Origin of the sequence: Flavonifractor sp. An306 (genome assembly GCF_002159455.1) — a bacterium.
GTDB lineage: Bacteria > Bacillota > Clostridia > Oscillospirales > Oscillospiraceae > Flavonifractor.
The window spans coordinates 15204-40451 of sequence record NZ_NFIQ01000037.1 but is presented as its reverse complement, the minus strand read 5'-3'; the positions used below and the strand labels follow the sequence as shown (position 1 = coordinate 40451).

The following is a 25248-nucleotide window of genomic DNA, read 5'->3' as shown; positions in this document are numbered from 1 at the left end:
CTCCGCCTCCCCTGCCCTGCCCGCCCAAATCCCGGCGGGCAGGGCTTTTTTCGTGCAAAATGCGGGACGGCTAGGCTTGAAATGGCCGCAAGGGGTATGATATAGTATCAGAGTATGTATTTGCTTCGGGAGGCGCGTGTGCTTGTTTGACGGACTGCTCTTTGATCTGGACGGAACCCTGTGGGACTCGGTGGACGCCATCTGTATCTCCTGGCGGCGGGTGCTGGAGCGGCGGGCCCCAGAGCTGGCCGGGCTGATGACCCGGGAGAATGTCACCAGCTGCATGGGAATGCTGCTGCCGGACATTGTGAAAAAGGTGCTGCCCGATCTGCCCCCCGAGCAGCTCCAGCCCGTGCTGGCCGAGCTGCTGGCGGAGGAAAACAGCTACGTGGCCGCCCACGGCGGCGTCCTCTACCCCCAGGTGCCCGAAACCCTGGCGCTGCTGGCCCAAAGCTACCCCCTGTGCATCGTCAGCAACTGCCAGGACGGCTATATCGAGGCCTTTTTCCAGGCCCACGGCCTGGGGCAGTATTTTACCGATTACGAAAATCCCGGCCGCACCGGCAAGGCCAAGGCGGACAACATCGCCCTGGTGGCGGCCCGCAACGGCATGAAGCGCCCCCTCTACATCGGGGACACCCAGGGGGACTATGAGGCCGCCACGGCGGCGGGGGTGCCCTTCCTCCACGCCGCCTACGGCTTTGGCGCCATCGACCATGAGGTGCCCTTCGTCCGCTCCTTCGCCGGGATCCCGGCGGCGGTGGCGCAGCTGTCTCCCCCCTGAGCCAGCCGCCTCTATCGAACTTTCATTTCATCAAGGAGGAACCTTACCTTGTCTCAATACGAAGCTGAAATCAAACGCCGCAGGACCTTCGCCATCATCAGCCACCCGGACGCCGGTAAGACCACGCTGACGGAAAAGTTCCTGCTCTACGGCGGAGCCATCGCCCAGGCCGGTCAGGTCAAGGGCAAGAAAAACACTCGGGCCGCCACCTCCGACTGGATGGAGATCGAGAAGCAGCGCGGCATCTCGGTCACCTCCTCCGTCATGCAGTTCCAGTACGAGGGCTACTGCATCAACATTCTGGACACCCCCGGCCACCAGGACTTCTCCGAGGACACCTACCGCACCCTGATGGCCGCCGACTCCGCCGTCATGGTCATCGACGCCGCCAAGGGCGTGGAGGCCCAGACCCGGAAGCTGTTCAAGGTGTGCGCCATGCGGGACATCCCCATTTTCACCTTCATCAACAAGATGGACCGGGAGGCCCGGGACTCCTTCGAGCTGCTGGAGGAGCTGGAGAAGGAGCTGGGCATCGAGACCTATCCGGTGAACTGGCCCATTGGCTGCGGCAAGGAGTTTCAGGGCGTGTACGACCGGGGCAGCCGGAAGATCATCCACTTCACCTCCAACGGCGGCGCCAAGGCGGCCACCGCCACCGAGGTGGAACTGGGGGACCCCAACCTGGACGCGCTCATCGGCGGGCGGCTCCACCAGCAGCTCACCGACGAGATCGAGCTGCTGGACGGCGCTGCCGCCGAGTTTGACCTGGACCGGGTGCGCCACGGCAAGCTCTCGCCGGTGTTCTTTGGCTCGGCCCTGACCAACTTCGGCGTGGAGCCCTTCCTGGAGCACTTCTTGCAGATGACCACCGCCCCTCTGCCCCGGCGGGCGGGGGATGAGATCATCGACTCCATGGACGACGCCTTCTCCGCCTTTGTGTTCAAGATCCAGGCCAACATGAACAAGGCCCACCGGGACCGGATCGCCTTCATGCGCATTGTCTCCGGCAAGTTTGAGGCCGACCGGGAGGTCTACCACGTCCAGGGCGGCAAGAAAATCCGCCTGTCCCGGCCCCAGCAGCTGATGGCCGCGGAGCGGGAGATCATCGAGGAGGCCTACGCCGGGGACATCATCGGCGTGTTTGACCCGGGCATCTTCTCCATCGGCGATACCCTGTGCACCGCCGCCAAGAAGTTTACCTTTGACCCCATCCCCACCTTCGCCCCCGAGCACTTCAAGCGGGTGCGCAGTCTGGACACCATGAAGCGCAAGCAGTTTTTGAAGGGCATGGAGCAGATCGCCCAGGAGGGCGCCATCCAGATCTTCAAGACCCCCTACTCCGGCATGGAGGAGGTCATCGTGGGCGTGGTGGGCACCCTGCAGTTCGACGTGCTGGAGTACCGGCTGAAAAACGAGTACAACGTGGATTTGTACATGGAGGGCCTGCCCTACGAGTACCTGCGGTGGATCGAGACCGACGACGGCCAGCCGGTGAAGGAGGAGGACCTGACCCTGGGCACCGACACCAAGCTGGTGGAGGACTACAAGGGCAACCAGCTGCTGCTGTTCGGCTCCCAGTGGGCGGTGAACTGGACCCAGGAGCGCAACAAAAACCTCACCTTCCACGAGTTTGGCGGGGCCAGATTCTGATGAGACAGGCCGGGACGACTTTGCCGTCCCGGCCTGTCTGTTCACCTTTTCCACATCTTTGGGATACAATGTGGAAAAGGGGTGTGGTTTGATGGGCAAGGAGCTGGAACAGGCGGACAAATCCCTGTTTTTTCTCACCGTGCTGCTGGGGTCCATCCTGCTGTCCTGGCGGGCCCTGTGGCTCCAGCGGCAGGGGCTGTGCCGGGGGGAGGAGACCGATGTGACCGGCCTGCGGCTGGCCGCGTCGGTGCTGGTAGTGCTGTCCCTGAGTGTATTCTTCTGCCTGGCTCTCCAGGGCCGGAGGGATGCGGCGGGCACGGATGGGGAGGCGTCCGCCGCCACCAACGTGCTGGCCTCCCTGCTGGTGCTGCTGGCCGCCCTGCTGCGGCTGGGAGAGCTGCTGAAGGAGGAGGAAAACAGCCCCGCCGGGTGATACCCGGCGGGGCTGTAGGTTTATTTGACGAAAAAGGTAAAGGTGCCGGAGGCCACCAGCCGCTCCTCCCCGTCGGTGAGGGCCACGTCGTACACCACAATGGTGCGGCCAATCTTCTTGGGCGTAGCCACGCAGAACACCTTGTCCCCTCTGGCGGCAGCCAGAAACTGCATGGAGCTGTCCAAAGTGACGCAGGGCCGGTCCCCGATGGTATAGGCGGCGGTGCCAGTCACCGTGTCGGCCAGGGTGAACAGGGCCCCGCCGTGGATCACGCCCAGGGGGTTATAGGTGTCCTTCCGGACCTCCAGCACCCCCTCCGCCTCATGCTGCCGGATGGCGGTGACCTTCACGCCGCTGCTAGGCCCGAAAAAGGCCCCGCTGTTTACCTGCTCCAGCAGGTCGCTGTAGTCCTTACTGCAAGAAGCCATCCAGAATCTTCTCCTCCGCCTCCTGCTCGGTGAGGCCCAGGGTCATCAGCTTGAGGATCTGGTCCCCGGCGATGCGGCCGATGGCCGCCTCATGGATGAGTTGGGCGTCCACATGGTTGGCCACGATGGCCGGAATGGAGGAGATCCGGGCCTGACCCATGATGATGGAGTCACACTGCACATGGCCGAAGCACTTGGCGTTGCCCGTCATCTTGGGGTAAAACACCTGCTGGGAGTCGTCCTGGGCCACGGAGCGGGAAATCACCCGTCCGGAGGCGTCCTCCCCGTCCAGAATGATCTCCATGTCGCTCTCAGCGGTCTGCTGGCCGTGGGTGAGCAGCTTTTCGGTGATTACCGCCTCGGCCCGGGGGCCTACCACGATTTTGGTCTCCCGCTTGGTGGAGTCCACGCCCCGGATCTGGGTGGACTCCATGTTGAGGCTGGCCCCCTCCTCCAGATACACGATGGTCTGGGGATTCATCACCCGCTTGCCGGTGCCGGGGCCCTCGCCGTAGTGCCGCTCCACATAGCGGACCTTGGAGTTCTTGCCGATGTGGAAGGTGTGCACGCCGTCGTGCTGGCTGGTCTCGCAGCCGGTGTTGTGGATGCCGCAGCCGGCCACGATGTCCACATCGCAGTCGTCGCCGATGAAGAAGTCGTTGTATACCAGCTCGGAAAGGCCGGTCTGGCTGATGATCACCGGGATGTGGACCGACTCGTGCTTGGTGCCGCTTTTCACGGTGATGTCAATGCCCGACTTGCCCGGTTCGGTCTTGGTGGTGATCTCGATGTTGGCGGTGTTGTTGCGGGAGTCCAGCTGTCCGTTGCGGCGGATGTTGTAGGCCCCCTGGGGGGTCTTTTCCAGGTCCGCGATCTCCTTGAGGAGCTTCCACTCTGCCTGATCCATTACTTGTCCGCTCCTTCCGAAAGATAGCTGCAGCCCGTGCTGGTGTTGGCCAGGATCTGGGGGAAGATCTCGTCCTTGGGGCCGTGCTTCTGAATCTGGCCGTCGCCGATCATGACGATCTCGTCCGCCAGGTCGATGATGCGCTCCTGGTGGGAGATGACGATGAGGGTGGCCTCCCGCTTCTGGTGGATGAGCTTGAAGGTCTCGGTGAGCTTGGCGAAGGACCACAGGTCGATGCCCGCCTCCGGCTCGTCAAAGATCATCAGCCCGGACTTGCGGGCCAGAATGGTGGCGATCTCAATGCGCTTGACCTCGCCGCCGGACAGGGAGGCGTCCACCTCCCGGTCGATATAGTCCCCGGCGCACAGCCCCACCTTGGTGAGGTACTGGCAACTCTCCTCCCGGGTGAGCTTCTCGCTGCCCGAGGCCAGGGCCAGCAGGTCCTTTACCTTCAGCCCCTTGAACCGGGGGGGCTGCTGAAAGCCGTAGCTCACCCCCAGCCGGGCCCGGTCGGTGATGGGCATATGGGTAATGTCAGTTCCGTTCCACAAAATCTGGCCTCCGGTGGGCTCCACCAGGCCCATAATGGCCTTGGCCAGGGTGGTCTTGCCGCCCCCGTTGGGGCCGGTGATCACCACAAACTGATGATCTGCCACGGTGAGGGACACATCGTTGAGGATGCCCAGTTCCTGGCCCGCCTCGTCCTCCACCTGATAGCTGAGATGCTTGATCTCCAGCATGAGCGGTCTCTCCTTTGTCAATTGGTTGATCCCAGAGTTAGTATTGTATCACGCTTACCACAAAAATACAACCCTGGCGGGACAAATGCTCCTATTCCGGCATAGAATGGGGGGAATCCAAACAGAATTGGAGGCGGAAGTATGGAACAGACTTCCATTCCCGGCGTGGACCGGGAGGTGTTTGAGCGGGTGTGGCGGCGGGTGATGCCGGATAAGCGGGGGGATTGCCCCTTCACCCTGCCGGCGGAGGGAGAGGCGGCGGTGGAGGAGACGGCCCTGGCGGTACCGGCGGCGGCAGAGGCCCGGATCGTGACCCTGGGGCAGGCGGACGAGGGCCACGACATCCAGTGCCTGGGGCCCGCCTCCGCCGCCTACGGCGCGTCTTTGCAGGGGTACATAGATGACGAGATTTCCGACTGGCGGAGCTATCAGGCCCTGGCCCGCCGCACCCCCGGCGGGGGTGGCCGGGCGCTGGCGGCCATAGCCGCCGACGAGCGCCGTCACGCCAAAAAGCTGAGCACCGCCTATTTTCTCATCTCCGGGGTGCGCTACTGGCCGGAGGTGCGCTCCAGCCAGACCGCCGCGCCCCTCCACGCCGCCCTGCGGGAGCGGTTCTGGGCGGAGCAGCGGGGGGCAGCGGCCTATCAGGCCGCCGCCGCAGAGACCGCCGACCCCTGCCTGAAGGAGCTCTTTTCCGAGCTGGCCGGGGAGGAGGAGACCCACGTGTGGACCATCCGGGGGGTTCTGGAGCAGCTGTGACAAAACGGGAAGGGGCCGCTGCCAATGGCAGCGGCCCCTTGCGGTTCCCTCGATGTCACGCTTCGCGCCCTCCGCGACGGCGCACTGCTTACCGCTGCGCAAAAAACACCTTTGGCCTGCGGCCAAACTGCTTTTTTGTCTGCGCGGTTCACTGTGCGCCTGCTCCCGGGCGCTCAGCGCTTCTGCTTACTTCAGGTTGAAGAAGGCGTCCATGCCCAGGTACTGAGCCACGTCGCCCAGCTCCTCCTCGATGCGGAGCAGCTGGTTGTACTTGGCCACACGGTCGGTACGGCTGGGGGCGCCGGTCTTGATCTGGCCGGCGTTCAGAGCCACGGCGATGTCGGCAATGGTGGCGTCCTCGGTCTCGCCGGAGCGGTGAGACACGATGGCGGTGTAGCCGGCCCGGTTGGCCATCTGGATGGCGTCCAGGGTCTCGGTCAGGGTACCGATCTGGTTGACCTTGATCAGAATGGCGTTGCCCACCTTCTTCTCAATGCCGGTCTTGAGCCGCTCGGTGTTGGTGACGAACAGGTCGTCGCCCACCAGCTGCACCCGGTCGCCGATGGCCTTGGTCAGCATGGCCCAGCCTTCCCAGTCGGTCTCGGCCATGCCGTCCTCCAGGGAGACGATGGGGTAGGTGTCAACGAACTTCTTCCACATGTTCACCAGCTGCTGCTGGGTCATCTTCTTGCCGGACTTGGGCTGGATATAGCACTTCTCCTCCTCGTTCCACCACTCGGAAGAGGCGGCGTCGATGGCGATCTTGAAGTCCTCGCCGGGCTTGTAGCCGGCGTCCTCGATGGCCTTCACGATGACCTTCAGAGCGTCCTCGTCCTTCTTCAGGTTGGGAGCGTAGCCGCCCTCGTCGCCCACGCCGGCGGCGGGAGTGCCGTTCTCCTTCAGGGTGCTCTTCAGGGTGTGGAACACCTCAGCGCACATACGCAGAGCCTCGCGGAAGCAGCAGGCGCCCACGGGCATGATCATGAACTCCTGGATCTCCACGTTGTTGGTGGCGTGAGCGCCGCCGTTGAGGATGTTCATCATGGGCACGGGCAGCACCTTGGCGTTGACGCCGCCGATATAGTTGTACAGGGAGGTGCCCAGGCTCTCGGCGGCGGCCTTGGCGCAGGCCAGGGAGGCGCCCAGGATGGCGTTGGCGCCCAGCTTGGTCTTGTTGGGGGTGCCGTCCAGCTCGATGAGGGCCTTGTCGATGGCGGTCTGATCCAGCACGTTCATGCCCACCAGGCACTCGGCGATCTCGGTGTTGACGTTCTTCACGGCGGTGAGCACGCCCTTGCCCATGTAGCGGCTCTTGTCGCCGTCACGCAGCTCGCAGGCCTCATAGATGCCGGTGGAAGCGCCGGAGGGCACAGCAGCACGGCCCACGGTGCCGTCTTCCAGATAGACCTCCACCTCAACGGTGGGGTTGCCGCGGCTGTCCAGGATCTCACGGCCCAGCACGTCAACGATCTCGATGATCTGCTTCATGATAAAAACTCCTTTCAAATAGGGGAATTGGTGTGTGGGGGGCGGGCAACCGGCCCGCCGGAACTATATTTGGTACGGCGGAAGCCCGCCGGATACCGCTTTAGTTGAGAATCAGCGTCTCCCCGTCCATCTCTGCGGGCTTTTCCAGGCCCATCAGGTCCAGCATGGTGGGGGCGATGTCGGCCAGGCGGCCGTCCCGCAGCTTCACGTCGGCGCCCACAATGTAGAAGGGCACCAGGTTGGTGGTGTGGGCGGTGTAGGGGGTAACCCCATCGTCGTCCAGCATCCGGTCGGCGTTGCCGTGGTCGGCGGTGATGAGGGACACGCCGCCCATCTTGGTGGTGGCCTCCACCACCTTGCCCACGCCGGCGTCCACGGCCTCCACAGCCTTCACGGCGGCGTCAAACACGCCGGTGTGGCCCACCATGTCGCAGTTGGCGAAGTTGAGGATGATCACGTCGTACTTGCCGCTCTCAATGCGCTTGACGGCCTCCTCGGTGACCTCGGGGGCGCTCATCTCGGGCTGCAGGTCGTAGGTGGCCACCTTGGGGGAGGGGATCAGGCACCGGTCCTCGCCGGGGAACACCCGCTCCTCGCCGCCGTTGAAGAAGAAGGTCACATGGGCGTACTTCTCGGTCTCGGCAATGCGCAGCTGGGTGTAGCCCTGACGGGCGATATACTCGCCAAAGATGTTCACCAGCTCCCGGTGGGGGAAGGCGATGAGCACGTTGGGCATGGTGGCGTCGTACTCGGTGGTGCACACGTACGTCACAGGGAAATAGCCCTTTTTCCGCTCCACGTCGGTGAAGGCGGGGTCCACGAAGCAGCGGGTGATCTCCCGGGCCCGGTCGGGGCGGAAGTTCATGAAGATGATGGAGTCGCCCTCCTTCACCTTGCCCTCCTTGGCGCACACGATGGGCTCCACAAACTCGTCGGTGACCCCGGCGTCATAGGACTTCTGCACGGCGTCCACCGGGTCGGCGTTCTCGGCGCCCACGCCCAGGACGATGGCGTCGTAGGCCCGCTGCAGGCGGTCCCACCGCTTGTCCCGGTCCATGGCGTAGAAGCGGCCCATGACGGTGGCCACCTGGCCCACGCCGATCTCCTTGCACTTGTTCACCAGCTGCTCCACGTACTCCTTGCCGGAGGCGGGGGGCACGTCCCGGCCGTCCAGGAAGCAGTGGATGAACACCCGGCGCAGCCCCCGCTTCTTGGCCAGCTCCAGCAGGGCGAAGATGTGGGTGATGTGGCTGTGAACGCCGCCGTCGCTGAGCAGGCCGAACACGTGCAGCGCGCCGTCCCGCTCCTTGCAGTCGTCCATGGCCTCGATATAGGCCTCGTTTTCAAAGAAGCTGCCGTCCTGAATGGACTTGGTGATCCGGGGCAGGTCCTGGAACACCACCCGGCCGGCGCCGATGTTGGTGTGACCCACCTCGGAGTTGCCCATCTGGCCCTCGGGCAGGCCCACGTCCATGCCGGAGGCCGCCAGCTTGCAGCCGGGGTTCTCGGCAAAGATCTTGTCCAGATTGGGGGTATGGGCGGCGGCGATGGCGTTGCCGTTCTTGTCGGCGCGCAGGCCAAAGCCGTCCATGATAATCAGGGTAGTCGGTGTTTTACTCATAGTGTACCTCTTGTTCTCTGACCAGCCTGCTGCCTTATTCCTGATTGGCGGCGTTGATGATCTCCACAAAGTCGGGGGCCTTCAGGGAGGCGCCGCCGATCAGGCCGCCGTCCACGTCGGGCTGGGCCAGCAGCTCCTGGGCGTTCTTGGCGTTCATAGAGCCGCCGTACTGGATGGTGACGGCGCGGGCCACGCGGGCGCCGTACAGCTTGCGGATGACGGCGCGGATGGCCTCGCAGACCTCGTTGGCCTGCTCGGCGGTGGCGGTCTTGCCGGTGCCGATGGCCCAGATGGGCTCATAGGCGATGACCACATGGCGCATCTTGTCGGCGGGCACGCCGGACAGGGCGGCCTTCACCTGGTAGGAAATGAGGTCCATGGTGACCCCCAGCTCCCGCTGCTCCAGGCTCTCACCCACGCAAACGATGGGGTACAGGCCGGCCTCCAGGGCGGCGTGGACCTTCTTGTTCACGGTGAAGTCGGTCTCGTTGTAGTACTGGCGGCGCTCGGAGTGGCCGATGATCACGTACTTCACGCCGATGTCCTTGAGCATCTCGGGAGAGACCTCGCCGGTGAAAGCGCCGTGAGACTCATAGTGGCAGGTCTCGGCGCCGATGGCCACCCGGCTCTCCTTGAACAGCCGCACGGCGGCCTGCAGGTTCACGGAGGGCACGCACAGCACCACCTCACACCACTTGGGCTTGCCGATGAGGGGCTTGAGCTCCTCGGCAAAGGCCTTGGTCTCGGTGAGGGTCTTGTTCATCTTCCAGTTTCCGGCGATAATGGTCTTGCGGTATCTTCTGTTCATTGGGATCTTACCTCTTTCTTCCAGTCTTCTATTTCAGGTCCATGAACCGACGATGTTGAAATTACTTGTCCAGCAGGCAATTTACGCCACAAAATCAAGCGTCCAGCAGGCAGGCCACGCCGGGCAGCTCCTTGCCCTCCATGAACTCCAGGGAGGCGCCGCCGCCGGTGGAGATGTGGGTCATCTTGTCGGCGTAGCCCAGCTGCTGCACAGCGGCCGCGGAGTCGCCGCCGCCAATGATGGTGATAGCGCTGCTCTTGCTCAGAGCCTCGGCCACGGCCTTGGTGCCGGCGGCGAAGGCGGGGAACTCAAACACGCCCATGGGCCCGTTCCAGATGACGGTGCCGGCATCCTTCACAGCCTCGCTGTAAGCGGCGATGGCCTTGGGGCCGATGTCCATGCCCAGGCAGTCGTCGGGGATGTGCATGCTGTCCACGGTCATGGGCTCGGCGTCGGCGGCAAACTCCTTGGCGCACACGGTATCCTCGGGCAGCAGCAGCTTGACGCCCTTCTCCTGGGCCTTCTTCATCATGTCGTTGCAGTAGTCCAGCCAGTCCTCCTCCAGCAGGGACTTGCCGATGGAGCCGCCCTGGGCCTTCAGGAAGGTGTAGGTCATGCCGCCGCCGATGATGATGGTGTCGGCGATCTCCAGCAGGTTGTTGATGACGCCGATCTTGGAGGACACCTTGGAGCCGCCCAGGATGGCCACCAGGGGCCGCTTGGGATTGGCCAGGGCGCCGCCGATGATCTCCAGCTCCTTCTGGATCAGGAAGCCGGACACGGCGGGCAGGTAGTCGGCCACGCCGGCGGTGGAGGCGTGGGCGCGGTGGACGGCGCCGAAGGCGTCGGATACGTAAACCTCAGCCATGGAGGCCATGGCCTTGGCCAGCTCGGGATCGTTCTTGGTCTCGCCCTTCTCGAAGCGGGTGTTCTCCAGCAGCATGATCTGGCCGGGCTTCAGGGCGGCGGCCTTGGCCTGGGCGTCGGGGCCCACCACGTCCTCGGCCATGATCACGTCCTTGCCCAGCAGCTCGCTCAGGCGGGCGGCCACCGGCTTCAGGCTCAGGGAAGGCACCACCTCGCCCTTGGGCTTGCCCATGTGGGAGCAGGCGATCACGGCGGCGTTCTGGTCCAGCAGGTACTGGATGGTGGGCAGAGCGGCCCGGATGCGCTTGTCGTCGGTGATGACGCCGCTGCCGTCCTTGGCCATGGGCACGTTGAAATCGCAGCGCAGCAGAACCTTCTTGCCGGCCACATCGATGTCCTTCACAGTTTTCTTGTTGTAGTTCATCCTGTACAAGCTCCTTTCATCTCACCTTCCCCGGTGAGGCCGGGGAAGTCCAGCTGCCGCAGCGCCTCATAGGTCACGATGGCCGCGGCGTTGGACAGGTTCAGACACCGGGCTTCCGCCCGGATGGGGATACGAATGCAGCGGTCGCTGTGGGCCATGCGGAACTCCTCCGGCAGGCCGGCGGTCTCCTTGCCGAAGATGAGATAGCACTCATCCCGGAAAACCGCCTGGGTGTAGGACCTGGGGGCCTTGGTGGTGGCCAGCCAGATGTCCTGCGCCTTTGTCTTGCGGAAAAAGTCGTCCAGGCCCTGGTAGACCCGTACGTCCACCAGATGCCAGTAGTCCAGGCCCGCCCGCTTGACCGCCTTGTCGCTGATATCAAAGCCCAGGGGCTCAATGAGATGGAGCCGGGTTCCCGTCACCGCGCAGGTGCGGGCGATATTCCCGGTATTTTGTGGGATCTCCGGCTCAAAAAGCACAATATTGAGCATTTCCCCACCTCTTTCCAGCCTCTTTTTTTACCAGCGGAGGCTATTGTACTCCAAACCCGCACAAATTTCAACCGGGAAACCACGAAAAAGTGCTAAAACCTTCGGTTTTCTTTCCTGATTCCCCCCTTTCTTTTCTTTGCTTTTACACTTTATTGCAATGGGGATCTGTGGTATGATAATATATGGCGGAAAAGCCGCCGGAGAGGATGAGACATTTTGGAAAAACAGCGGGAGATCCGCCGGGTTGTGGTCAAGGTGGGCACCTCCACCCTCACCCGGGAGACGGGCAGCCTGAATCTACATAATATGGAGCATCTGGCCCGGGTGCTCTCCGACCTGCAGGGCATGGGCTGTCAGGTGGTGCTGGTGTCCTCCGGCGCCATCGGCATCGGCACCAAGAAGCTGCGCCTGCCGGAGCGGCCCTCCGAGCTGCGGATGAAGCAGGCCACCGCCGCCGTGGGCCAGTGTATGATGATGCACGTCTACGACAAATTTTTCTCCGAATATAACCGGACGGTGGCCCAGATCCTCCTCACCGGGGAGGACGTGGACGCCCCCGTCCGCTCGGAGCACCTGCACAACACCTTTGAAGCCCTGCTGGAGCTGGGGGTCATCCCCATCGTCAACGAGAACGACTCGGTATCCTCGGCGGAGATCGAGACCGGCCAGTGCAAGGTGCTGGGCGACAACGACACCCTGTCCGCCATGGTGGCCCGGCTGTGTGGGGCCGACCTGCTGATCCTGCTCAGCGACATCGACGGACTGTACGACGCCGACCCCCGCACCCATCCGGAGGCCAGGCTGATCCACCAGGTCTCCGCCGTCACCCGGGAGCTGCGGGCCATGGCGGGGGGCGCGGGCACCTGGCGGGGCACCGGCGGCATGACCACTAAGCTCAATGCCGCCCAGCTCTGCCTGGAGGCGGGCATCGACATGGTGATCGCCAACGGCAGCAACATGGAGGCCGTTTACGATATTGTGGCGGGCAAGGATGTGGGCACCCGGTTTACCCGGCCCCGCTGACCGGCCTGACCCTTTGATCTGACAAATAAGGAGTGAACGACTATGACACAGTTGGAAACCCAGGGCCTGGCGGCCAGAAACGCCGCCCGGGTGCTGTCCGTGGCGGGCACCGCCCGGAAAAACGCGGCGCTGGAGGCCATCGCCGCCGCCATCGTGGCCCGGCAGGGGGAGATCCTGGCCGCCAACGCCGCCGACCTGGATGCGGGCAAGGCCGCCGGGCTCCGGCCCGCCCTGCTGGACCGGCTGGCCCTGGACCAGGGCCGCATCGCCGGCATTGTGGAGGGGGTGCGGCAGGTGGCCGCCCTCCCCGACCCCATTGGGGAGGTCACCAGGATGTCCACCCGGCCCAACGGCCTCACCATCGGCAAGCGCCGGGTGCCTCTGGGGGTCATCGGCATCATCTATGAGGCCCGGCCCAACGTGACGGTGGACGCCGCCGCCCTGTGTCTCAAGTCGGGCAACGCGGTGATCCTCCGTGGGGGCAAGGAGGCCTTCCGGTCCAACCAGGCCTTTGTGGCCGTCATGCGGGACGCTCTGGAGGGGGTCGGCCTGCCCCGGGACTGCGTGGCTCTGGTGACCGACACCAGCCGGGAGAGCGCCAATGAGCTGATGGGCCTCACCGAATATCTGGACGTGCTCATCCCCCGGGGGGGCGCGGGGCTCATCCGCAGCGTGGTGGAAAACGCCAGGGTGCCGGTGATTGAGACCGGCGTGGGGGTGTGCCACGTGTACGTCCACGAGGGGGCCGACCTGGACATGGCCGCCCGGATCATCCACAACGCCAAGACCTCCCGGCCCTCGGTGTGCAACGCCGCCGAGTGCCTGCTGGTGGACCGGGGGATCGCCCGGGACTTTCTCCCCATGGCCTGGCAGTTGCTCCAGACCAAGGACGTGGAGCTGCGGGGCTGCCCGGAGACCCGGGCCATTCTGGGGGACTTTGTGAAGCCCGCCTCAGAGGCCGACTGGGACACCGAGTTCGGCGACTACATCCTGGCCGTCAAGGTGGTGGGCGGCTTTGACGAGGCCACCGATTTCATCGCCGCCCACGGCAGCGGTCACTCTGAGGCCATCGTCACCAACGACTACAACGCCGCCCAGCGGTTCCTGGACGTGGTGGACGCCGCGGCGGTGTACGTCAACGCCTCCACCCGGTTCACCGACGGCTTTGAGTTCGGCCTGGGGGCGGAAATCGGCATCTCCACCCAGAAGATGCACGCCCGGGGCCCCATGGGCCTGGAGGAGCTGACCTCCAGCAAGTTCATCATCTACGGCACGGGACAGGTCCGCTGAGCATAGGATGAAGCGGCCCCCAACCGGTCGTCTACATACGGCGGGCAGCCATGCCCGCCGTATGACTTTGTTTGGGGGTGTGTCCCATGCTGGAACGCAAGCTGACCTTGGAGGGCGGGACGCTGTACTGCGACCTGGGCTCCCTGGAGCCCGGCGGCTGGCAGACCCTGGACTGTTCCCTCCGGCTGGCGGGGGTGCTGCCCGAGCGGCGGGTGGCGGTATCGGTGGAGGTGCTGGAGGGGGACATGGTCCGGGGCAGCCGGATCTTCGCCGTCCCCGCCCACCACGGACCGGCGGCCACCGACCTGGTGCTGAGGGGCATACGGTTTTATCTGCCCGAAAGCTGTTCTCCCCGCCGCCTGACGGTACGCTCCGACGCCCACTACCTGGAGCAGGGCGAGCGCTGTCTGCTGTGACAAAAAACGACCCGCAAAGCCGGCGGCTTTGCGGGTCATTTTCCGTTTCAGAATTGAAAGAGCACCCCGAGCACCGCCGAGGCGGCGATAAAGGCGATGGGGTGGAGCTTTTTCAGCGGCCCCACCTGGAGGCAGACAAAGACCGCCGCCGCCAGAAGGATGGCAGGCCAGTAGAACAGCTCCGTTTTAGGAACCACGCCCCCCGGCACTACCTCCGGCCCCGCCGTCTGATGGAACATCAGGGCAATGGAGCATACCTCCACCAGGGCGGCGGCGATGAGGGCGGTGGAGGCGGGCCGGATGCCATAGAACACCGCGTCCACCCCCCGGCTCTCCCGGAATTTTTTCAGAAATCCGGCGATGATGAGGATGACGATGATGGAGGGGCACACCAGCCCCAGGGTGGCGATGACGCCTCCCGCGATCCCCCCCACAACGCCCCCCGCCAGGCTGCCGGTGTGGAAGCCCACATAGGTGGCCATGTTCACCCCCATGGGGCCGGGGGTGGACTCGGAAATGGCGATCATGTTGGCCAGCTCCCCGGCGGAGAACCAGCCGGTGCGGGCCCCCATGTCGGTGAGGAAGGGGATGGTGGCCAGGCCCCCGCCGATGGCGAAGAGGCCCGCCTTGAAGAACTCGAAAAAGAGCTGGAGATAGATCACGCCTTTCCCCCTCCTTTCGCCGCCCGGACGCACAATCCGGTGACGCCCGCCGCCACCACCAGCACGATGGGGGAGCACACATAGCCCAGCACGGCGCCCAGGGCGTTGGAGGGGAAGGTAACAAAGTTGCCCGCCACCGCCAGGATGAGCACCACCACGAAGATAACGGCGGTGGGCCCATCCACCACGGTGGACTTGCGCAGCTTGAGGACGCTGGACAAAATCAGGGCGCACACGCAGGCCCGGACGCCATTGAAGGCGTGGACCACCACGGGCAAATCGGCAAAGTTCTGCAGAAAGGCGGCGATGAGCATGATGATCACCAGGCAGGGAAACACCAGGCTTAGGGTGGCGGCCACGCCCCCCGCCGCCCCTTTCAGCTTGTGGCCCACGAAGGTGGCGGTGTTGACAGCGATGATGCCGGGGGTACACTGGCCGATGGCGAAATAGTCGGACAGCTCCTCCTCGCTGGCCCAATGCCGCTTTTCCACCAGCTCCCGCTGGAGGATGGGCAGCATGGCGTACCCCCCGCCGAAGGTACACACGCCGATTTTGGCAAAGGTCCAGAACAGATCGAAATAGAGATTCACGTCAGCTCAGGCCCTCCAGCTCCTCCAGCCACAGGGCGGCCACCGCGTCGGAGGGCATCCGCCAGTCCCCACGGGGGGACAGGGCCACCGAGCCCACCTTGGGGCCGTCGGCCAGGCAGGAGCGCTTGAACTGCTGGGAGAAGAAGCGGCGGTAGAAGCTGTTCAGCCACTTGAGCAGGGTAGCCCGGTCATACCGCTTGCCCATGGCCTGCTCCGCCAGGCGGAGCACCTTCCGGGGCGGGAAGCCCCAGCGGATGGCATAATAGAGGTAGAAGTCGTGGAGCTCGTAGGGGCCCACCAGATCCTCGGTCTTTTGGGCGATCTGCCCCTCGATGGCGGGGAGCAGCTCGGGGGACACGGGGGTGTCCAGAATGTCGGAGAGCACGCCGGAGAGCTGGGGATCCTCCGCCTCCTTGTCGTCGGAGATAAAGCTGACCAGATGGCGCACCAGGGTCTTGGGGATCCCGGCGTTGACAGCGTAGTTGCTCATGTGGTCTCCATTGTAGGTACACCAGCCCAGGGCCAGCTCGGAGAGGTCCCCGGTACCGATGACCAGCCCGCCGGTCTGGTTGGCGATGTCCATGAGCACCTGGGTGCGCTCTCTGGCCTGGCCGTTCTCGAAGGTCACGTCGTGGTCCTCCATGGACTGGCCGATGTCCTCAAAGTGGACCTTCACCGCCCGGCCGATGTCGATGGTCTTGAGGGTGCAGCCCAGCCGCTGGGCCAGCAGCACGGCGTTGGACCGGGTGCGGTCGGTGGTGCCGAAGCAGGGCATGGTGACGGCGATGATATCGCTGGCGGGGCGGTCCAGCATCTCCATGGACAGGGCGGTGATGAGCACCGCCAGGGTGGAGTCCAGCCCGCCGGACAGGCCCACCACCGCCGTCTTGGCGCCGGTGTGCTCCAGCCGCTTTTTCAGACCCAGGGCGGCGATATACAAAATCTCGTTGCACCGCTCCGCCCGGTCGTTCTGGTCCTGGGGCACGAAGGGGGTGGGGGACACGGGCCGGGTCAGCCGGGTGTCGGCCAGCTCCAGGTCGAAGGCAATGCGCCAGATCTCCCGGCTCTTGTCGGCGCTGTAGGTGTTCATCCGCTGCCGCTCATAGGTGAGCCGCTTCACGTCCAGCTCGCTGACGGTGAGGCCGCAGGCAAACCGCCGCTGGGCCAGGATCCCGCCGTTTTCGGCGATGATGTTGTGCCCGGCAAACACCAGGTCGGTGGTGGACTCCCCCTCCCCGGCGTCGGCGTACACATAGCCGCACACCAGCCGGCCGGACTGGCCGGACACCAGCCCCCGGCGGTAGGAGGCCTTGCCCACCAGCTCGTTGGAGGCCGACAGGTTCAGAATGACGGTGGCTCCCGCCCGGGCCAGAGCGGCGGAAGGGGGCTCGGGCGCCCACAGATCCTCGCACAGCTCCACCCCGATCACCAGCTCGGGCAGGTCGGGGTTGTTGCAGGCAAAGACCAGCCGGTCACAGAGGGACACCTGCTCCCCGCACAGGCTCACCGAGTCGTCCACCCCGGCCCCCGACGCGAACCAGCGCCCCTCATAAAATTCCCCGTAGTTGGGCAGGTAGGTCTTGGGGATCAGCCCCAAAATCTCTCCGCTCTGTATCACCGCCGCGCAGTTATACAGTTTGTTGTCCCATTTATTCCACACCGGCAAGCCCACGGCGGCCACCATGTCCAGATTCTTGGTGGCGTCCAGAATGGTGCGCAGGCCCTCCTCCGCCCCCTTCAGCAAAGTGGGCTGGAGAAACAGGTCCCCGCAGGTGTAGCCGGTGAGGCAGAGCTCCGGCAGGGCCAGCACTTTAACCCCCTGCTTGTCGGCCTCCCGCATGAGGGTAAAAATCTGTTCGGCGTTGTAACGGCAGTCGGCCACCCGGATTCTGGGGGTGCCGGCGGCCACTTTCACAAATCCGTCGCGCATAGACAGCGCCTCCTTTTGTATCAACACGGAATTTGATTTTATCATACCCCAATTTCCAGACGATTGCAACGCGAAGGCCCAAAAAGCCCCGGCCAAAGGCCGGGGCTTTTTGGGTGTGTGTTGTGTGTGTTTGCAAAGGTGTTGGAGAGGGATAAGAGAGGAATTGGTTTGGGAGGATGGTCTTGCATTCGATTCATCTCTGAATCTGTGTGTATCATACCTGGTAAATAAGGCTAAATCGTGTCCCCATTGTGAATAAACTGTTAATTTCATTTTTTGCCCGCCCTTCTTTCCTGTCCTTCCCGCTTGACAGGGCGGGCATTTGGTGATATATTGCCCTTGTAAAATTGGCATGGACGGAGAAGAACCCGCACAGCGGCGGACAGAGAGGGGCCCATCTGGTGGAAGGGTCCCACGACACGCGGCGGCTGTACCACTCCCGAGCCGCCCGGGATGACCGGGCCGGGGCTTTCCCGTTACAGGAAGTCACAAGCGGCATGAAGTCACGCTGCGCGCCCTCCAAACGGGCGCCTCCGCGCTCTATGCAAGCAGGGTGGAACCGTGGGACGTTTTTTCGCGCCTCACCCCTGACCAATCAGGGGTGAGGCGTTTTTTATTACCCTCCGCCCCAAATTGTTAAGGAGGAATTATGATGTCCGAAGAAGTCAAGAACGAATTCAGCTTTGAAAATCCCGAGTACCGCAAGACCTACTGGCACACCTGCTCCCATGTGATGGCCCAGGCCGTGAAGCGGCTGTGGCCCGAGGTGAAGCTGGCCATTGGCCCCTCCATCGACGAGGGTTTCTATTACGATATGGACGCCCCCTTCGCCTTTACCCCCGAGCACCTGGAGCAGATCGAGGCGGAGATGCGCAAAATCTGCAAGGAGAAGCTGAAGCTGGAGCGGTTTGAGCTGCCCCGTGAAGAGGCTCTCAAGTTCATGGAGGAGAAGGGCGAGCCCTTCAAGGTGGAGCTCATCCAGGACCTGCCGGAGGACGCCCACATCTCTTTCTATAAGCAGGGGGAGTTTACCGACCTGTGCGCCGGCCCCCACCTGGACTCCACCGGCCGGATCAAGGGCAACGCCATCAAGCTCACCGCCTGCAACGCCGCCTACTGGCGGGGGGACTCCAACCGGGAGACCCTGCAGCGCATCTACGGCATCGCCTTCCCCAAGAAGGATGAGCTGGACGAGTACCTGGCCCGTATCGAGGAGGCCAAGAAGCGTGACCACCGGAAGCTGGGCAAGGAGCTGGGCCTGTTTATGCTGCGGGATGAGGGCCCCGGTTTCCCCTTCTTCCTGCCCAAGGGCATGGTGCTGCGCAACACCCTGATTGACTACTGGCGCCAGGTCCACAAGCGCTACGGCTATGTGGAAATCTCCACCCCCATCATGCTCAACCGCCAGCTGTGGGAGCGCTCCGGCCACTGGGACCACTACAAAAACAACATGTATACCACCGTTATTGACGACACCGACTTTGCCATCAAGCCCATGAACTGCCCCGGCGGCATGCTGGTCTACTCCAGCGAGCCCCACAGCTACCGGGACCTGCCCCTGCGTGTGGGCGAGCTGGGCCTGGTCCACCGGCATGAGCTGTCCGGCGCCCTTCACGGCCTGTTCCGGGTGCGCTGCTTCACTCAGGACGACGCCCACATCTTCATGACCCAGGAGCAGCTGAAGGACGAGATCAAGAACGTGGTCAAGCTCTTTGACGAGGTGTATTCCGTCTTTGGCCTGCCCTATCAGATCGAGCTGTCCACCATGCCTGAGGATCATATCGGCACCGTGGAGCAGTGGGAGCACAACCAGGACATTCTGAAAGAGGCCATTACCGAGATGGGCAAGGACTTTGTGGTCAACGAGGGCGACGGCGCCTTCTACGGCCCCAAGCTGGACTTCCATCTGGCCGACTCTCTGGGCCGTACCTGGCAGTGCGGCACCGTTCAGCTGGACTCCCAGCTGCCTGAGCGCTTCGAACTGGAGTACACCGGCGAGGACGGCCAGAAGCACCGCCCCGTCATGCTCCACCGGGTGGTGCTGGGCTCCATCGAGCGGTTTATCGGCGTGATCACCGAGCACTTCGCCGGCGCCTTCCCCACCTGGCTGGCTCCCGTGCAGGTGAAGGTGCTGCCCATTACCGACCGTGCCGCCGCCTACGCCGACCAGGTATCCGCCAAGCTGGACGCGCTGGGCTACCGTGTGGAGGTGGACCACCGCAATGAGAAGATCGGCAAGAAGATCCGGGACACTCAGCTGGAGAAGGTGCCCTATATGCTGGTGGTGGGCGACAAGGAAGCCGAGAGCGGCGATGTGGCCGTCCGCAACCGCCACGGCGATCAGACCGTCATGTCCTTCGACGCCTTCGCCGCCCAGCTGAAGGAGGAAGTGGACACCAAGGCCCGGGAGCAGAAGTAACTTTTAACAGAAACAGGCCCGCCGGAGGGAAATCCCTCCGGCGGGCTTTTGTCGTTGATTGGGAGTATTACGCCTCCGGCGGGCCCCTTTCCACCGGCGGAAAGGGGCGAAAGGCCGCCGGGCTTCGGCCCGGACCCGGGGCCCATGGCGGCGGCTGGATTTTCTGCGGCTGGCAAATCCTCAGCCCGCAAGGCTCGGTTTGGCTCCCGCAAATCGGTACTCCGGCTGCCGCCCGGCGGCCTGTCACCCGGCAAAACTGGAGACCGCTGCGTTTTTCCCCTGCCAGCTTGCCGCCATTGGTGCCATGCCTCAGAACGAGCCTTTCCCTCGGGGCAGCTGGGCCTCTGTACCCCGCCTTCTTGGGGTGGACTTTCCCTGTGGGATATGTTAGAATGTGCTCTGCCGGGCGGCGTCTCGGCCTATTTTTTGCACAAAGGACGGATGGTTATGGGTACCACCCTGAGCACCCTCACAAATCTGGCAATCTACATCGCCCTGGTGGTCGTCGGAGCATTCATCGGCTCCCGGAAGGGGGTCCGCAGCCGCCCCCTGGTCTGGGTGGGCAAGCTGCAGTTTGTGGCCCTGATGATCCTCATTGTCACCCTGGGGGTCAACCTGGGGGCCAACGACGAGGTTATCTCCTCCCTGGGGCAGATCGGCCTGGCCGCCCTGCTCATCACGGTGCTGGCCATGGTGGGCTCCATCCTCTTTCTCTCCCTGCTGCGGCGGTTCGTGCTGAAGCTGGACCGGTTCGGCCTGCCCCGGGGCTCGGCCCAGACCCAGGAGCAGGAGGGCCACACCGCCGGTAAGGCGGACAACTCCCTGACCAAGTGGATCGTCATTGCGGTGGTGCTGGGTATGCTGGCCGGCCGGTTCGTCTTTCCCCCCGCCGTCACCGCCCACTGCGGCACGGTGATCAACTTCGGCCTCTATCTGCTTTTGTTCATGGTGGGCATGGACATGGGCAAGCAGGGCACCCTCATCAGCGACATCAAGGCCGCCGGGTTCCAGGTACTGCTGGTGCCGGTGGCGGTGTGCGCCGGTACCCTGGTCTTTGCCGCCCTGGCGGGGCTGATCCTCCCCCTGGGGATCAAGGACTCCATGGCCGCCGCCTCCGGTATGGGCTGGTACTCCCTGGCCCCCACCCTGCTGGCCCCCTACTCCCTGTCGGTCTCCGCGGTGGCCTTCCTGTCCAACGTGATGCGGGAGATCTTTTCCATCCTGTTTATCCCCCTGGTGGCCCGGTACATCGGCTATGTGGAGTGCGCCGCCCTGCCCGGCGCCGCCGCCATGGACACGGTGCTGCCGGTGGTGGTGGGCGCCACCCATGAGCGCATCACCATCTACTCCTTTACCTCCGGCGTGGTGCTCTCCCTGGCGGTGCCCATTCTGGTGCCCGCCATCGTGGCTCTGCCCTTCTAAAGGAGGCGCTTTATGGAAATTGAACGCCGCTGGCTGGTCAACGGCTGGCCGGAGCTGGAGCACGCCGCCGTGATCCACATGGACCAGGGCTATTTCGCCACCCACCCCGCCGTCCGGATCCGGCGGGAGGCCCGCCAGGGCGGTCCCTGCCAGTATATTGTCTGCTTCAAGGGCAAGGGCGGCCTGGTCCGGGAGGAGATCGAGCTGCCGGTGACGGCGGCGCAGTACCAGGCCCTGGCCGGTATGCTCACCGGCCCCATGATCCAGAAGGAGCAGCGCCGCTATCCCCTGCCCGGCGGGCTGATTCTGGAAGTAAATCAGGTAGACCGTGACCTGGACACCGGCTTTTTCTACGCCGAGGTGGAGTTCCCCGACGAGGCCGCCGCCCGGGCCTGGGTCCCGCCGGAAAATCTACGGACCTATCTCAGCCGGGAGACCACCGGCCAGAGCGGCGAGAGCATGGCCGCCTACTGGGCGCGCACCAGAGTTTCCTGCTGACCCCAAATGCCCGCTGTCCTAATGAGCTGCCCCAGATTGTGCGGACAGCACCGAAAGGACCCCTGGTAGGAAATATTGAGTTTTTAGGTGGAGAGGCGTCGCGCAAGCGATACCTCTCCAGTCTTTAGCCGGATGCGCTTATGTGTATTCCGCTCTTGTGAGCCGCGATGCTGTTATTCTGGAGATCATGGGTCACGGGAAGATACAGGATGCCCTGCATATACCAATACCCCCTGCATAGGTTTATTTTCCTATACAGGGGGCGTTTTGTCTATTGTCCGCTTTTATTGGACCTGTTCAGTTGTTTTTTCTGTTGGTCAGGTTACAGGAACAGGCTGCTGCACCCCTGAACGGCCAGAAACAGCACGCCGGCGGAGAGCAGCGGCGCCAGCCTGCCCGCCGGGCCGGAGGCCAGGCGCTCACAGATGGCGGTAAACAGGAAGGTCAGCACCAGAAAGGCCCCGCAGCTCACCACCGTGAACCGGAGCAGCTCCTGAAGGGCCACCAGTCCGGCGGCCAGGGGGAGCAGGGCGAAGGTTACCCCGCCCAGCAGGGCCACCATGGGCCAGACCCGCCGCTCCACCCGGGGCCCGGAGTAGGACTCCAGAACAAGGGCCAGCAGGGAGAGGCCGCTGACCAGCATCAGGTCCACCGGGGGGAGGATGGCGGCGGGGGAATAGGTCTGGATCAGCAGGTATCCCAGAAATACCAGGCCGGTCACCGCCGCCAGGAAGGTATTCAGACGATAGGCGTTTTTCATCACATCAACCTCCCCATTCCGTGGCGCTGGAGCCGATATCCGCGCCGGTCACAAAGGCGCTGGCCGAGGTGACCGCCTTGGCTACGGCCTTGGAGGTCACGGTGGCCCCGGTGAGGGCGTCCACATTTTCCCCCACGGTGAACGAGGTGCCGTTCCAGAGGAACTGGGACAGAAACGCCACGTCGGAGAGGGCCTTCATGCCCAGACCGTAGGTCTCCTGCATGTCCCGTACCACCAGGCCGGAAATGGAGCCGTCGGAGTGGACGCCCACCAGCATGGTGATGTCCCCGGCGTATCCCGCCGTGACCGTTTCGATCACGTAGCCGTTTTCCGCCTTATATACGGCGGAGATGGCCTCGTCCTCTCCCGTATAGGCCTCCTGGGTGAAGCTGTCCGCCCCCGGCAGGAGGGTGGACAGGATGGACTGCAGCTCCTGCTCCTCCTGCTCCTTGGCGATGGGGGAGAGCACGGCGGAGCTCGCAAACAGGACCAGCGCCGCCAGCAGGAGGGCGGCCACAGGCTGAAGCCACGGTATTCGCTTCACTGTACGCCCCCTCCTTTCACGGCGCCGAAGCGCTTGGGCGGCGCAAGCCGGTCCAGGCTCCAGGCACAGGCGTTCATCAGCAAAATGGCATAGGTGACCCCTTCCGGGAACAGGCCGTAGTAGCGCAGCAGCACCGTAAGCACGCCGCAGCCCACCCCGTAGAGCAGCTGGGCCCCGGGGGTCACAGGGGAGGTGGCGTAGTCGGTGGCCATAAAGAGGGCCCCCAGCAGCACGCCGCCGCACATCAGGCTGTAGAGCATCCACTGGACAGGGTCCTGTCCCTTGGAGAACATCAGGGTGAGCAGGGCCACAGAGCCCAGGTAGGCCGCGGGAATACGCCAGGAGATCACCCTGCGGAGCATCAGATACCCGCCGCCCAGCAGCAGGGCCAGGGCGGACACCTCGCCGATGCACCCGCCCATGTTCCCCAGAAACACATCCAGCAGGGATTCTGTGGGCAGGGCGGGCATGACCATGTGGTGGAGGGGGGTGGCGGCGGAGACGATATCCACCGACATGGACATCGGATCCAGCGCTGCGCCCGCCGGGGCGTACCGCACCATCCAGCTGGGCCAGAGCAGGACCAGAAGGGCCCGAGCGGCCAGGGCGGGGTTGAAGATATTCTGGCCCAGGCCGCCGATGAGGCCCTTGACCACCACGATGGCAAAGACGCCTCCCACCGCCCCCAGCCAATAGGGGACGGAGGCCGGCAGCGTCATGGCCAGCAGCACGCCGGTCACCGCCGCCGAGAGGTCGGGCAGGGTGTTGCTCTGCCTGGTGAGCATGCGGAAAAGCCACTCGGAGAGCAGGCAGGAGAGCACGGTGACCCCGGTGAGCACCAGGGCCCTCAGCCCGAAAAACCACACGCCGGCAAAGAGGGCGGGGAGCAGCGCCAGAAGCACGTCGCCCATCAGGCGGCTGGTGCGGGCGCCGCTATGGATATGGGGAGAGGATGTTACCAGCAGATTCATGCTCTGTTCGCCTCCTTCAGCTGCTGTTTGCCCCTGCGGAACCGCTCCACCAGGGGGAGCTGGCCCGGGCAGCTGTAGGCGCAGCTGCCGCACTCGATACAGTCCGTCAGGTGCAGCCGCTCCAGCTCCCGGAGGTTTCCGGCCTGCGCAAAGCGGTACAGGTACAGCGGCTGCAGATGCATGGGACAGACGGACACGCACTTGGCGCAGCGGATACAGGTGGGGGTTTGGGACTGGGGGGCGGCGCCCTTCAGGCACAGAATGGCGTTGGTGCCCTTGAGTACCGGCACGGACAAGTTCTTTTGGGCCACGCCCATCATGGGGCCGCCGGAGAGTACCTTTTGGGTCTCCTCCGACATGCCGCCGGCGGCCTCCAGGGTCTGCTGGAAGGTGGCGCCGATGCGGACGATCAGGTTCTTGGGGGCGGCGGCGCCGTCGCCGGTCACGGTCACGATCCGGCGGGTGACCGGCTTGCCCTCATAGACCGCCTGGTAAACGGCGGCGGCGGTGGCCGCGTTGAACACGGCGCAGCCCACGGCGGCGGGCAGCTTTCCCGGAGGGACCTGCCGGCCGGTGACCGCCTGTATCAGCTGCTTTTCCGCGCCCTGGGGGTAGCGGGTGGGGAGCACCCGCAGCTCAATGGACCCCTCTTTGGGCAGGGCCTCCCCCAGAATCCGGATGGCCTCCTGCTTGTTGTCCTCCACGGCGATTACGGTGTGCCTGGGGGTGAGGGCGTGGAGGAGAATCTCCGTGCCGCGGGTCACCTGCTCCGGGTAGGTACACAGCAGGGTGTCGTCGGCGGTGATGTAGGGCTCGCACTCACAGGCGTTGATGATGACGTAGTCCACCTGACCGAGGGCGGAAAAGGCCTTCACGTCCGTGGGGAAGGTGGCGCCCCCCATGCCCACGATGCCCGCGTCCCGGATGACGCGGAGGATCTCCTCGGCAGAGAGGTCCTTGTGGGTCAGATGGGGCTTCAGGGTATCGTCGGGGGTGTCCATGTAGTCGTTTTCGATGACCACCGACAGTACATCCTGTCCGTTGGGATGAGGGCGGGGCTCCACGGCCACCACCTTGCCGGAGACGGAGGCGTGGATGGGGGCGCAGACCCCCTCGCCGTCACCGATCTTCTGGCCCAGCCGCACCTGATCCCCCACCTTCACCACAGGGGTGCAGGCCGCGCCGATGTGCTGGAGCATGGGCAAAACCACCTGCGCCGGCAGGGGCGCGGGAACGGGGGCCGCCCCCCGGGAGAGGTCCTTGTGCCCCTCCGGATGGATGCCGCCCCAAAACAGTTTTCTCATTCTTTACACCTCAATCATA

The 25248-nt window shown here is 64.2% G+C and carries 25 protein-coding genes; 10 read left to right on the top strand and 15 right to left on the bottom strand.

Annotation, left to right across the window (positions count from 1 at the left end; translation table 11 throughout):
* Positions 1–136: 136 nt before the first annotated feature.
* From B5F88_RS10660 to B5F88_RS10650, 3 genes are all read left to right on the top strand, one after another.
* Positions 137–784, top strand: coding sequence for an HAD family hydrolase (locus B5F88_RS10660; protein ID WP_087345617.1), 648 nt, complete (start codon positions 137–139; stop codon positions 782–784).
* Between the two features lie 48 nt (positions 785–832).
* Positions 833–2434: a peptide chain release factor 3 gene (locus tag B5F88_RS10655; RefSeq protein WP_087345613.1), complete on the top strand. Its 1602-nt coding sequence runs from the start codon at positions 833–835 to the stop codon at positions 2432–2434.
* A gap of 91 nt (positions 2435–2525) precedes the next feature.
* On the top strand, positions 2526–2867 hold the full coding sequence (locus tag B5F88_RS10650; RefSeq protein ID WP_140402091.1) for a hypothetical protein: 342 nt from the start codon (positions 2526–2528) through the stop codon (positions 2865–2867).
* A 20-nt stretch (positions 2868–2887) separates the two neighbouring features.
* Here the strand turns inward: B5F88_RS10650 and B5F88_RS10645 are convergent, their stop codons facing one another.
* Genes B5F88_RS10645 through B5F88_RS10635 form a run of 3 tightly spaced genes read right to left on the bottom strand, consistent with a single transcriptional unit; the run spans position 2888 to position 4942 of the window.
* Positions 2888–3295 carry a PaaI family thioesterase gene (locus B5F88_RS10645; RefSeq protein WP_087345607.1) on the bottom strand — a complete coding sequence of 136 codons (408 nt, stop codon included), beginning with the start codon at positions 3293–3295 and terminating at the stop codon, positions 2888–2890.
* Positions 3279–4202, bottom strand: coding sequence for a SufD family Fe-S cluster assembly protein (locus tag B5F88_RS10640; protein ID WP_087345605.1), 924 nt, complete (start codon positions 4200–4202; stop codon positions 3279–3281). The genes B5F88_RS10645 and B5F88_RS10640 overlap by 17 nt, the downstream gene beginning before the upstream one ends.
* Positions 4202–4942 carry an ATP-binding cassette domain-containing protein gene (locus B5F88_RS10635; RefSeq protein ID WP_087345602.1) on the bottom strand — a complete coding sequence of 247 codons (741 nt, stop codon included), beginning with the start codon at positions 4940–4942 and terminating at the stop codon, positions 4202–4204. The genes B5F88_RS10640 and B5F88_RS10635 overlap by 1 nt, the downstream gene beginning before the upstream one ends.
* Before the next feature lie 141 nt (positions 4943–5083).
* Between B5F88_RS10635 and B5F88_RS10630 the strand changes: the two genes are divergently transcribed.
* The gene (locus B5F88_RS10630; protein ID WP_087345599.1) at positions 5084–5701 is read left to right on the top strand and encodes a ferritin family protein; all 618 of its coding nucleotides are present in this window, start codon (positions 5084–5086) and stop codon (positions 5699–5701) included.
* A gap of 186 nt (positions 5702–5887) precedes the next feature.
* Here B5F88_RS10630 and eno read toward each other — a convergent pair whose 3' ends face one another.
* The 5 genes from eno to B5F88_RS10605 all read right to left on the bottom strand — a co-directional run bounded on the left by eno (position 5888) and on the right by B5F88_RS10605 (position 11400).
* Positions 5888–7189: a phosphopyruvate hydratase gene (gene eno / locus B5F88_RS10625; protein WP_087345595.1), complete on the bottom strand. Its 1302-nt coding sequence runs from the start codon at positions 7187–7189 to the stop codon at positions 5888–5890.
* Between the two features lie 100 nt (positions 7190–7289).
* Positions 7290–8810, bottom strand: a complete 1521-nt coding sequence (gpmI, locus tag B5F88_RS10620) for a 2,3-bisphosphoglycerate-independent phosphoglycerate mutase (protein WP_087345592.1) — start codon at positions 8808–8810, stop codon at positions 7290–7292.
* A gap of 34 nt (positions 8811–8844) precedes the next feature.
* Entirely contained in the window at positions 8845–9618 is a 774-nt protein-coding gene (gene tpiA / locus B5F88_RS10615) for a triose-phosphate isomerase (RefSeq protein WP_087345589.1), read from the bottom strand.
* A gap of 94 nt (positions 9619–9712) precedes the next feature.
* On the bottom strand, positions 9713–10909 hold the full coding sequence (locus B5F88_RS10610; protein ID WP_087345586.1) for a phosphoglycerate kinase: 1197 nt from the start codon (positions 10907–10909) through the stop codon (positions 9713–9715).
* Entirely contained in the window at positions 10906–11400 is a 495-nt protein-coding gene (locus B5F88_RS10605; RefSeq protein WP_087345583.1) for a tRNA (cytidine(34)-2'-O)-methyltransferase, read from the bottom strand. The genes B5F88_RS10610 and B5F88_RS10605 overlap by 4 nt, the downstream gene beginning before the upstream one ends.
* A gap of 216 nt (positions 11401–11616) precedes the next feature.
* On the opposite strand from B5F88_RS10605, the gene proB reads away from it, so the two are divergent.
* The 3 genes from proB (at position 11617) to B5F88_RS10590 (ending at position 14129) form a co-directional block, all read left to right on the top strand.
* On the top strand, positions 11617–12423 hold the full coding sequence (gene proB, locus B5F88_RS10600; RefSeq protein WP_207757975.1) for a glutamate 5-kinase: 807 nt from the start codon (positions 11617–11619) through the stop codon (positions 12421–12423).
* Positions 12424–12465: 42 nt separating this feature from the next.
* On the top strand, positions 12466–13713 hold the full coding sequence (locus B5F88_RS10595; protein WP_087345577.1) for a glutamate-5-semialdehyde dehydrogenase: 1248 nt from the start codon (positions 12466–12468) through the stop codon (positions 13711–13713).
* An 86-nt stretch (positions 13714–13799) separates the two neighbouring features.
* Positions 13800–14129, top strand: a complete 330-nt coding sequence (locus tag B5F88_RS10590) for a hypothetical protein (protein ID WP_087345574.1) — start codon at positions 13800–13802, stop codon at positions 14127–14129.
* Between the two features lie 47 nt (positions 14130–14176).
* Here the strand turns inward: B5F88_RS10590 and B5F88_RS10585 are convergent, their stop codons facing one another.
* The 3 genes from B5F88_RS10585 to B5F88_RS10575 are packed head-to-tail and all read right to left on the bottom strand — an operon-like array spanning position 14177 to position 17311.
* Positions 14177–14791 carry a chromate transporter gene (locus B5F88_RS10585; protein WP_087345571.1) on the bottom strand — a complete coding sequence of 205 codons (615 nt, stop codon included), beginning with the start codon at positions 14789–14791 and terminating at the stop codon, positions 14177–14179.
* Positions 14788–15381: a chromate transporter gene (locus B5F88_RS10580; protein WP_087345568.1), complete on the bottom strand. Its 594-nt coding sequence runs from the start codon at positions 15379–15381 to the stop codon at positions 14788–14790. Before B5F88_RS10580 ends, B5F88_RS10585 begins: the two co-directional genes overlap by 4 nt.
* Before the next feature lies 1 nt (position 15382).
* Positions 15383–17311 carry an NAD(+) synthase gene (locus B5F88_RS10575; protein ID WP_087345565.1) on the bottom strand — a complete coding sequence of 643 codons (1929 nt, stop codon included), beginning with the start codon at positions 17309–17311 and terminating at the stop codon, positions 15383–15385.
* Positions 17312–17963: 652 nt separating this feature from the next.
* Between B5F88_RS10575 and thrS the strand changes: the two genes are divergently transcribed.
* The 3 genes from thrS (at position 17964) to B5F88_RS10560 (ending at position 21650) form a co-directional block, all read left to right on the top strand.
* Positions 17964–19730 (top strand): threonine--tRNA ligase, encoded by a 1767-nt coding sequence (gene thrS / locus B5F88_RS10570; RefSeq protein WP_087345562.1) that lies wholly within the window; start codon positions 17964–17966, stop codon positions 19728–19730.
* Positions 19731–20177: 447 nt separating this feature from the next.
* Complete coding sequence (locus B5F88_RS10565; protein ID WP_087345559.1) at positions 20178–21152, top strand: lysine exporter LysO family protein; 975 nt, start codon at positions 20178–20180, stop codon at positions 21150–21152.
* A gap of 12 nt (positions 21153–21164) precedes the next feature.
* Complete coding sequence (locus tag B5F88_RS10560) at positions 21165–21650, top strand: CYTH domain-containing protein (protein WP_087345557.1); 486 nt, start codon at positions 21165–21167, stop codon at positions 21648–21650.
* A 322-nt stretch (positions 21651–21972) separates the two neighbouring features.
* Here the strand turns inward: B5F88_RS10560 and B5F88_RS10555 are convergent, their stop codons facing one another.
* From B5F88_RS10555 to rsxC, 4 genes are read right to left on the bottom strand one after another with little or no spacing between them, the layout of a single operon-like run.
* Entirely contained in the window at positions 21973–22410 is a 438-nt protein-coding gene (locus B5F88_RS10555; protein ID WP_087345554.1) for a hypothetical protein, read from the bottom strand.
* Between the two features lie 4 nt (positions 22411–22414).
* Positions 22415–22954 (bottom strand): FMN-binding protein, encoded by a 540-nt coding sequence (locus B5F88_RS10550; RefSeq protein WP_087345551.1) that lies wholly within the window; start codon positions 22952–22954, stop codon positions 22415–22417.
* Positions 22951–23925 carry an RnfABCDGE type electron transport complex subunit D gene (locus B5F88_RS10545; protein WP_087345546.1) on the bottom strand — a complete coding sequence of 325 codons (975 nt, stop codon included), beginning with the start codon at positions 23923–23925 and terminating at the stop codon, positions 22951–22953. The genes B5F88_RS10550 and B5F88_RS10545 overlap by 4 nt, the downstream gene beginning before the upstream one ends.
* Positions 23922–25229, bottom strand: coding sequence for an electron transport complex subunit RsxC (rsxC, locus tag B5F88_RS10540; protein WP_087345544.1), 1308 nt, complete (start codon positions 25227–25229; stop codon positions 23922–23924). Before rsxC ends, B5F88_RS10545 begins: the two co-directional genes overlap by 4 nt.
* Between the last annotated feature and the right edge of the window lie 19 nt (positions 25230–25248).

Bases quoted from the DNA above. Each gene is read 5' to 3' on its own strand.
- B5F88_RS10610 (WP_087345586.1), bottom strand. From the start codon at position 10,909: ATGAACTACAACAAGAAAACTGTGAAGGACATCGATGTGGCCGGCAAG.
- B5F88_RS10560 (WP_087345557.1), top strand. From the start codon at position 21,165: ATGGAAATTGAACGCCGCTGGCTGGTCAACGGCTGGCCGGAGCTGGAG.
- B5F88_RS10555 (WP_087345554.1), bottom strand. From the start codon at position 22,410: ATGAAAAACGCCTATCGTCTGAATACCTTCCTGGCGGCGGTGACCGGC.
- B5F88_RS10650 (WP_140402091.1), top strand. From the start codon at position 2,526: ATGGGCAAGGAGCTGGAACAGGCGGACAAATCCCTGTTTTTTCTCACC.
- B5F88_RS10565 (WP_087345559.1), top strand. From the start codon at position 20,178: ATGGGTACCACCCTGAGCACCCTCACAAATCTGGCAATCTACATCGCC.
- B5F88_RS10635 (WP_087345602.1), bottom strand. From the start codon at position 4,942: ATGCTGGAGATCAAGCATCTCAGCTATCAGGTGGAGGACGAGGCGGGC.
- B5F88_RS10595 (WP_087345577.1), top strand. From the start codon at position 12,466: ATGACACAGTTGGAAACCCAGGGCCTGGCGGCCAGAAACGCCGCCCGG.
- eno (WP_087345595.1), bottom strand. From the start codon at position 7,189: ATGAAGCAGATCATCGAGATCGTTGACGTGCTGGGCCGTGAGATCCTG.
- tpiA (WP_087345589.1), bottom strand. From the start codon at position 9,618: ATGAACAGAAGATACCGCAAGACCATTATCGCCGGAAACTGGAAGATG.
- B5F88_RS10630 (WP_087345599.1), top strand. From the start codon at position 5,084: ATGGAACAGACTTCCATTCCCGGCGTGGACCGGGAGGTGTTTGAGCGG.
- gpmI (WP_087345592.1), bottom strand. From the start codon at position 8,810: ATGAGTAAAACACCGACTACCCTGATTATCATGGACGGCTTTGGCCTG.
- B5F88_RS10590 (WP_087345574.1), top strand. From the start codon at position 13,800: ATGCTGGAACGCAAGCTGACCTTGGAGGGCGGGACGCTGTACTGCGAC.
- thrS (WP_087345562.1), top strand. From the start codon at position 17,964: ATGTCCGAAGAAGTCAAGAACGAATTCAGCTTTGAAAATCCCGAGTAC.
- B5F88_RS10575 (WP_087345565.1), bottom strand. From the start codon at position 17,311: ATGCGCGACGGATTTGTGAAAGTGGCCGCCGGCACCCCCAGAATCCGG.
- B5F88_RS10605 (WP_087345583.1), bottom strand. From the start codon at position 11,400: ATGCTCAATATTGTGCTTTTTGAGCCGGAGATCCCACAAAATACCGGG.
- B5F88_RS10640 (WP_087345605.1), bottom strand. From the start codon at position 4,202: ATGGATCAGGCAGAGTGGAAGCTCCTCAAGGAGATCGCGGACCTGGAA.
- B5F88_RS10645 (WP_087345607.1), bottom strand. From the start codon at position 3,295: ATGGCTTCTTGCAGTAAGGACTACAGCGACCTGCTGGAGCAGGTAAAC.
- B5F88_RS10545 (WP_087345546.1), bottom strand. From the start codon at position 23,925: ATGAATCTGCTGGTAACATCCTCTCCCCATATCCATAGCGGCGCCCGC.
- rsxC (WP_087345544.1), bottom strand. From the start codon at position 25,229: ATGAGAAAACTGTTTTGGGGCGGCATCCATCCGGAGGGGCACAAGGAC.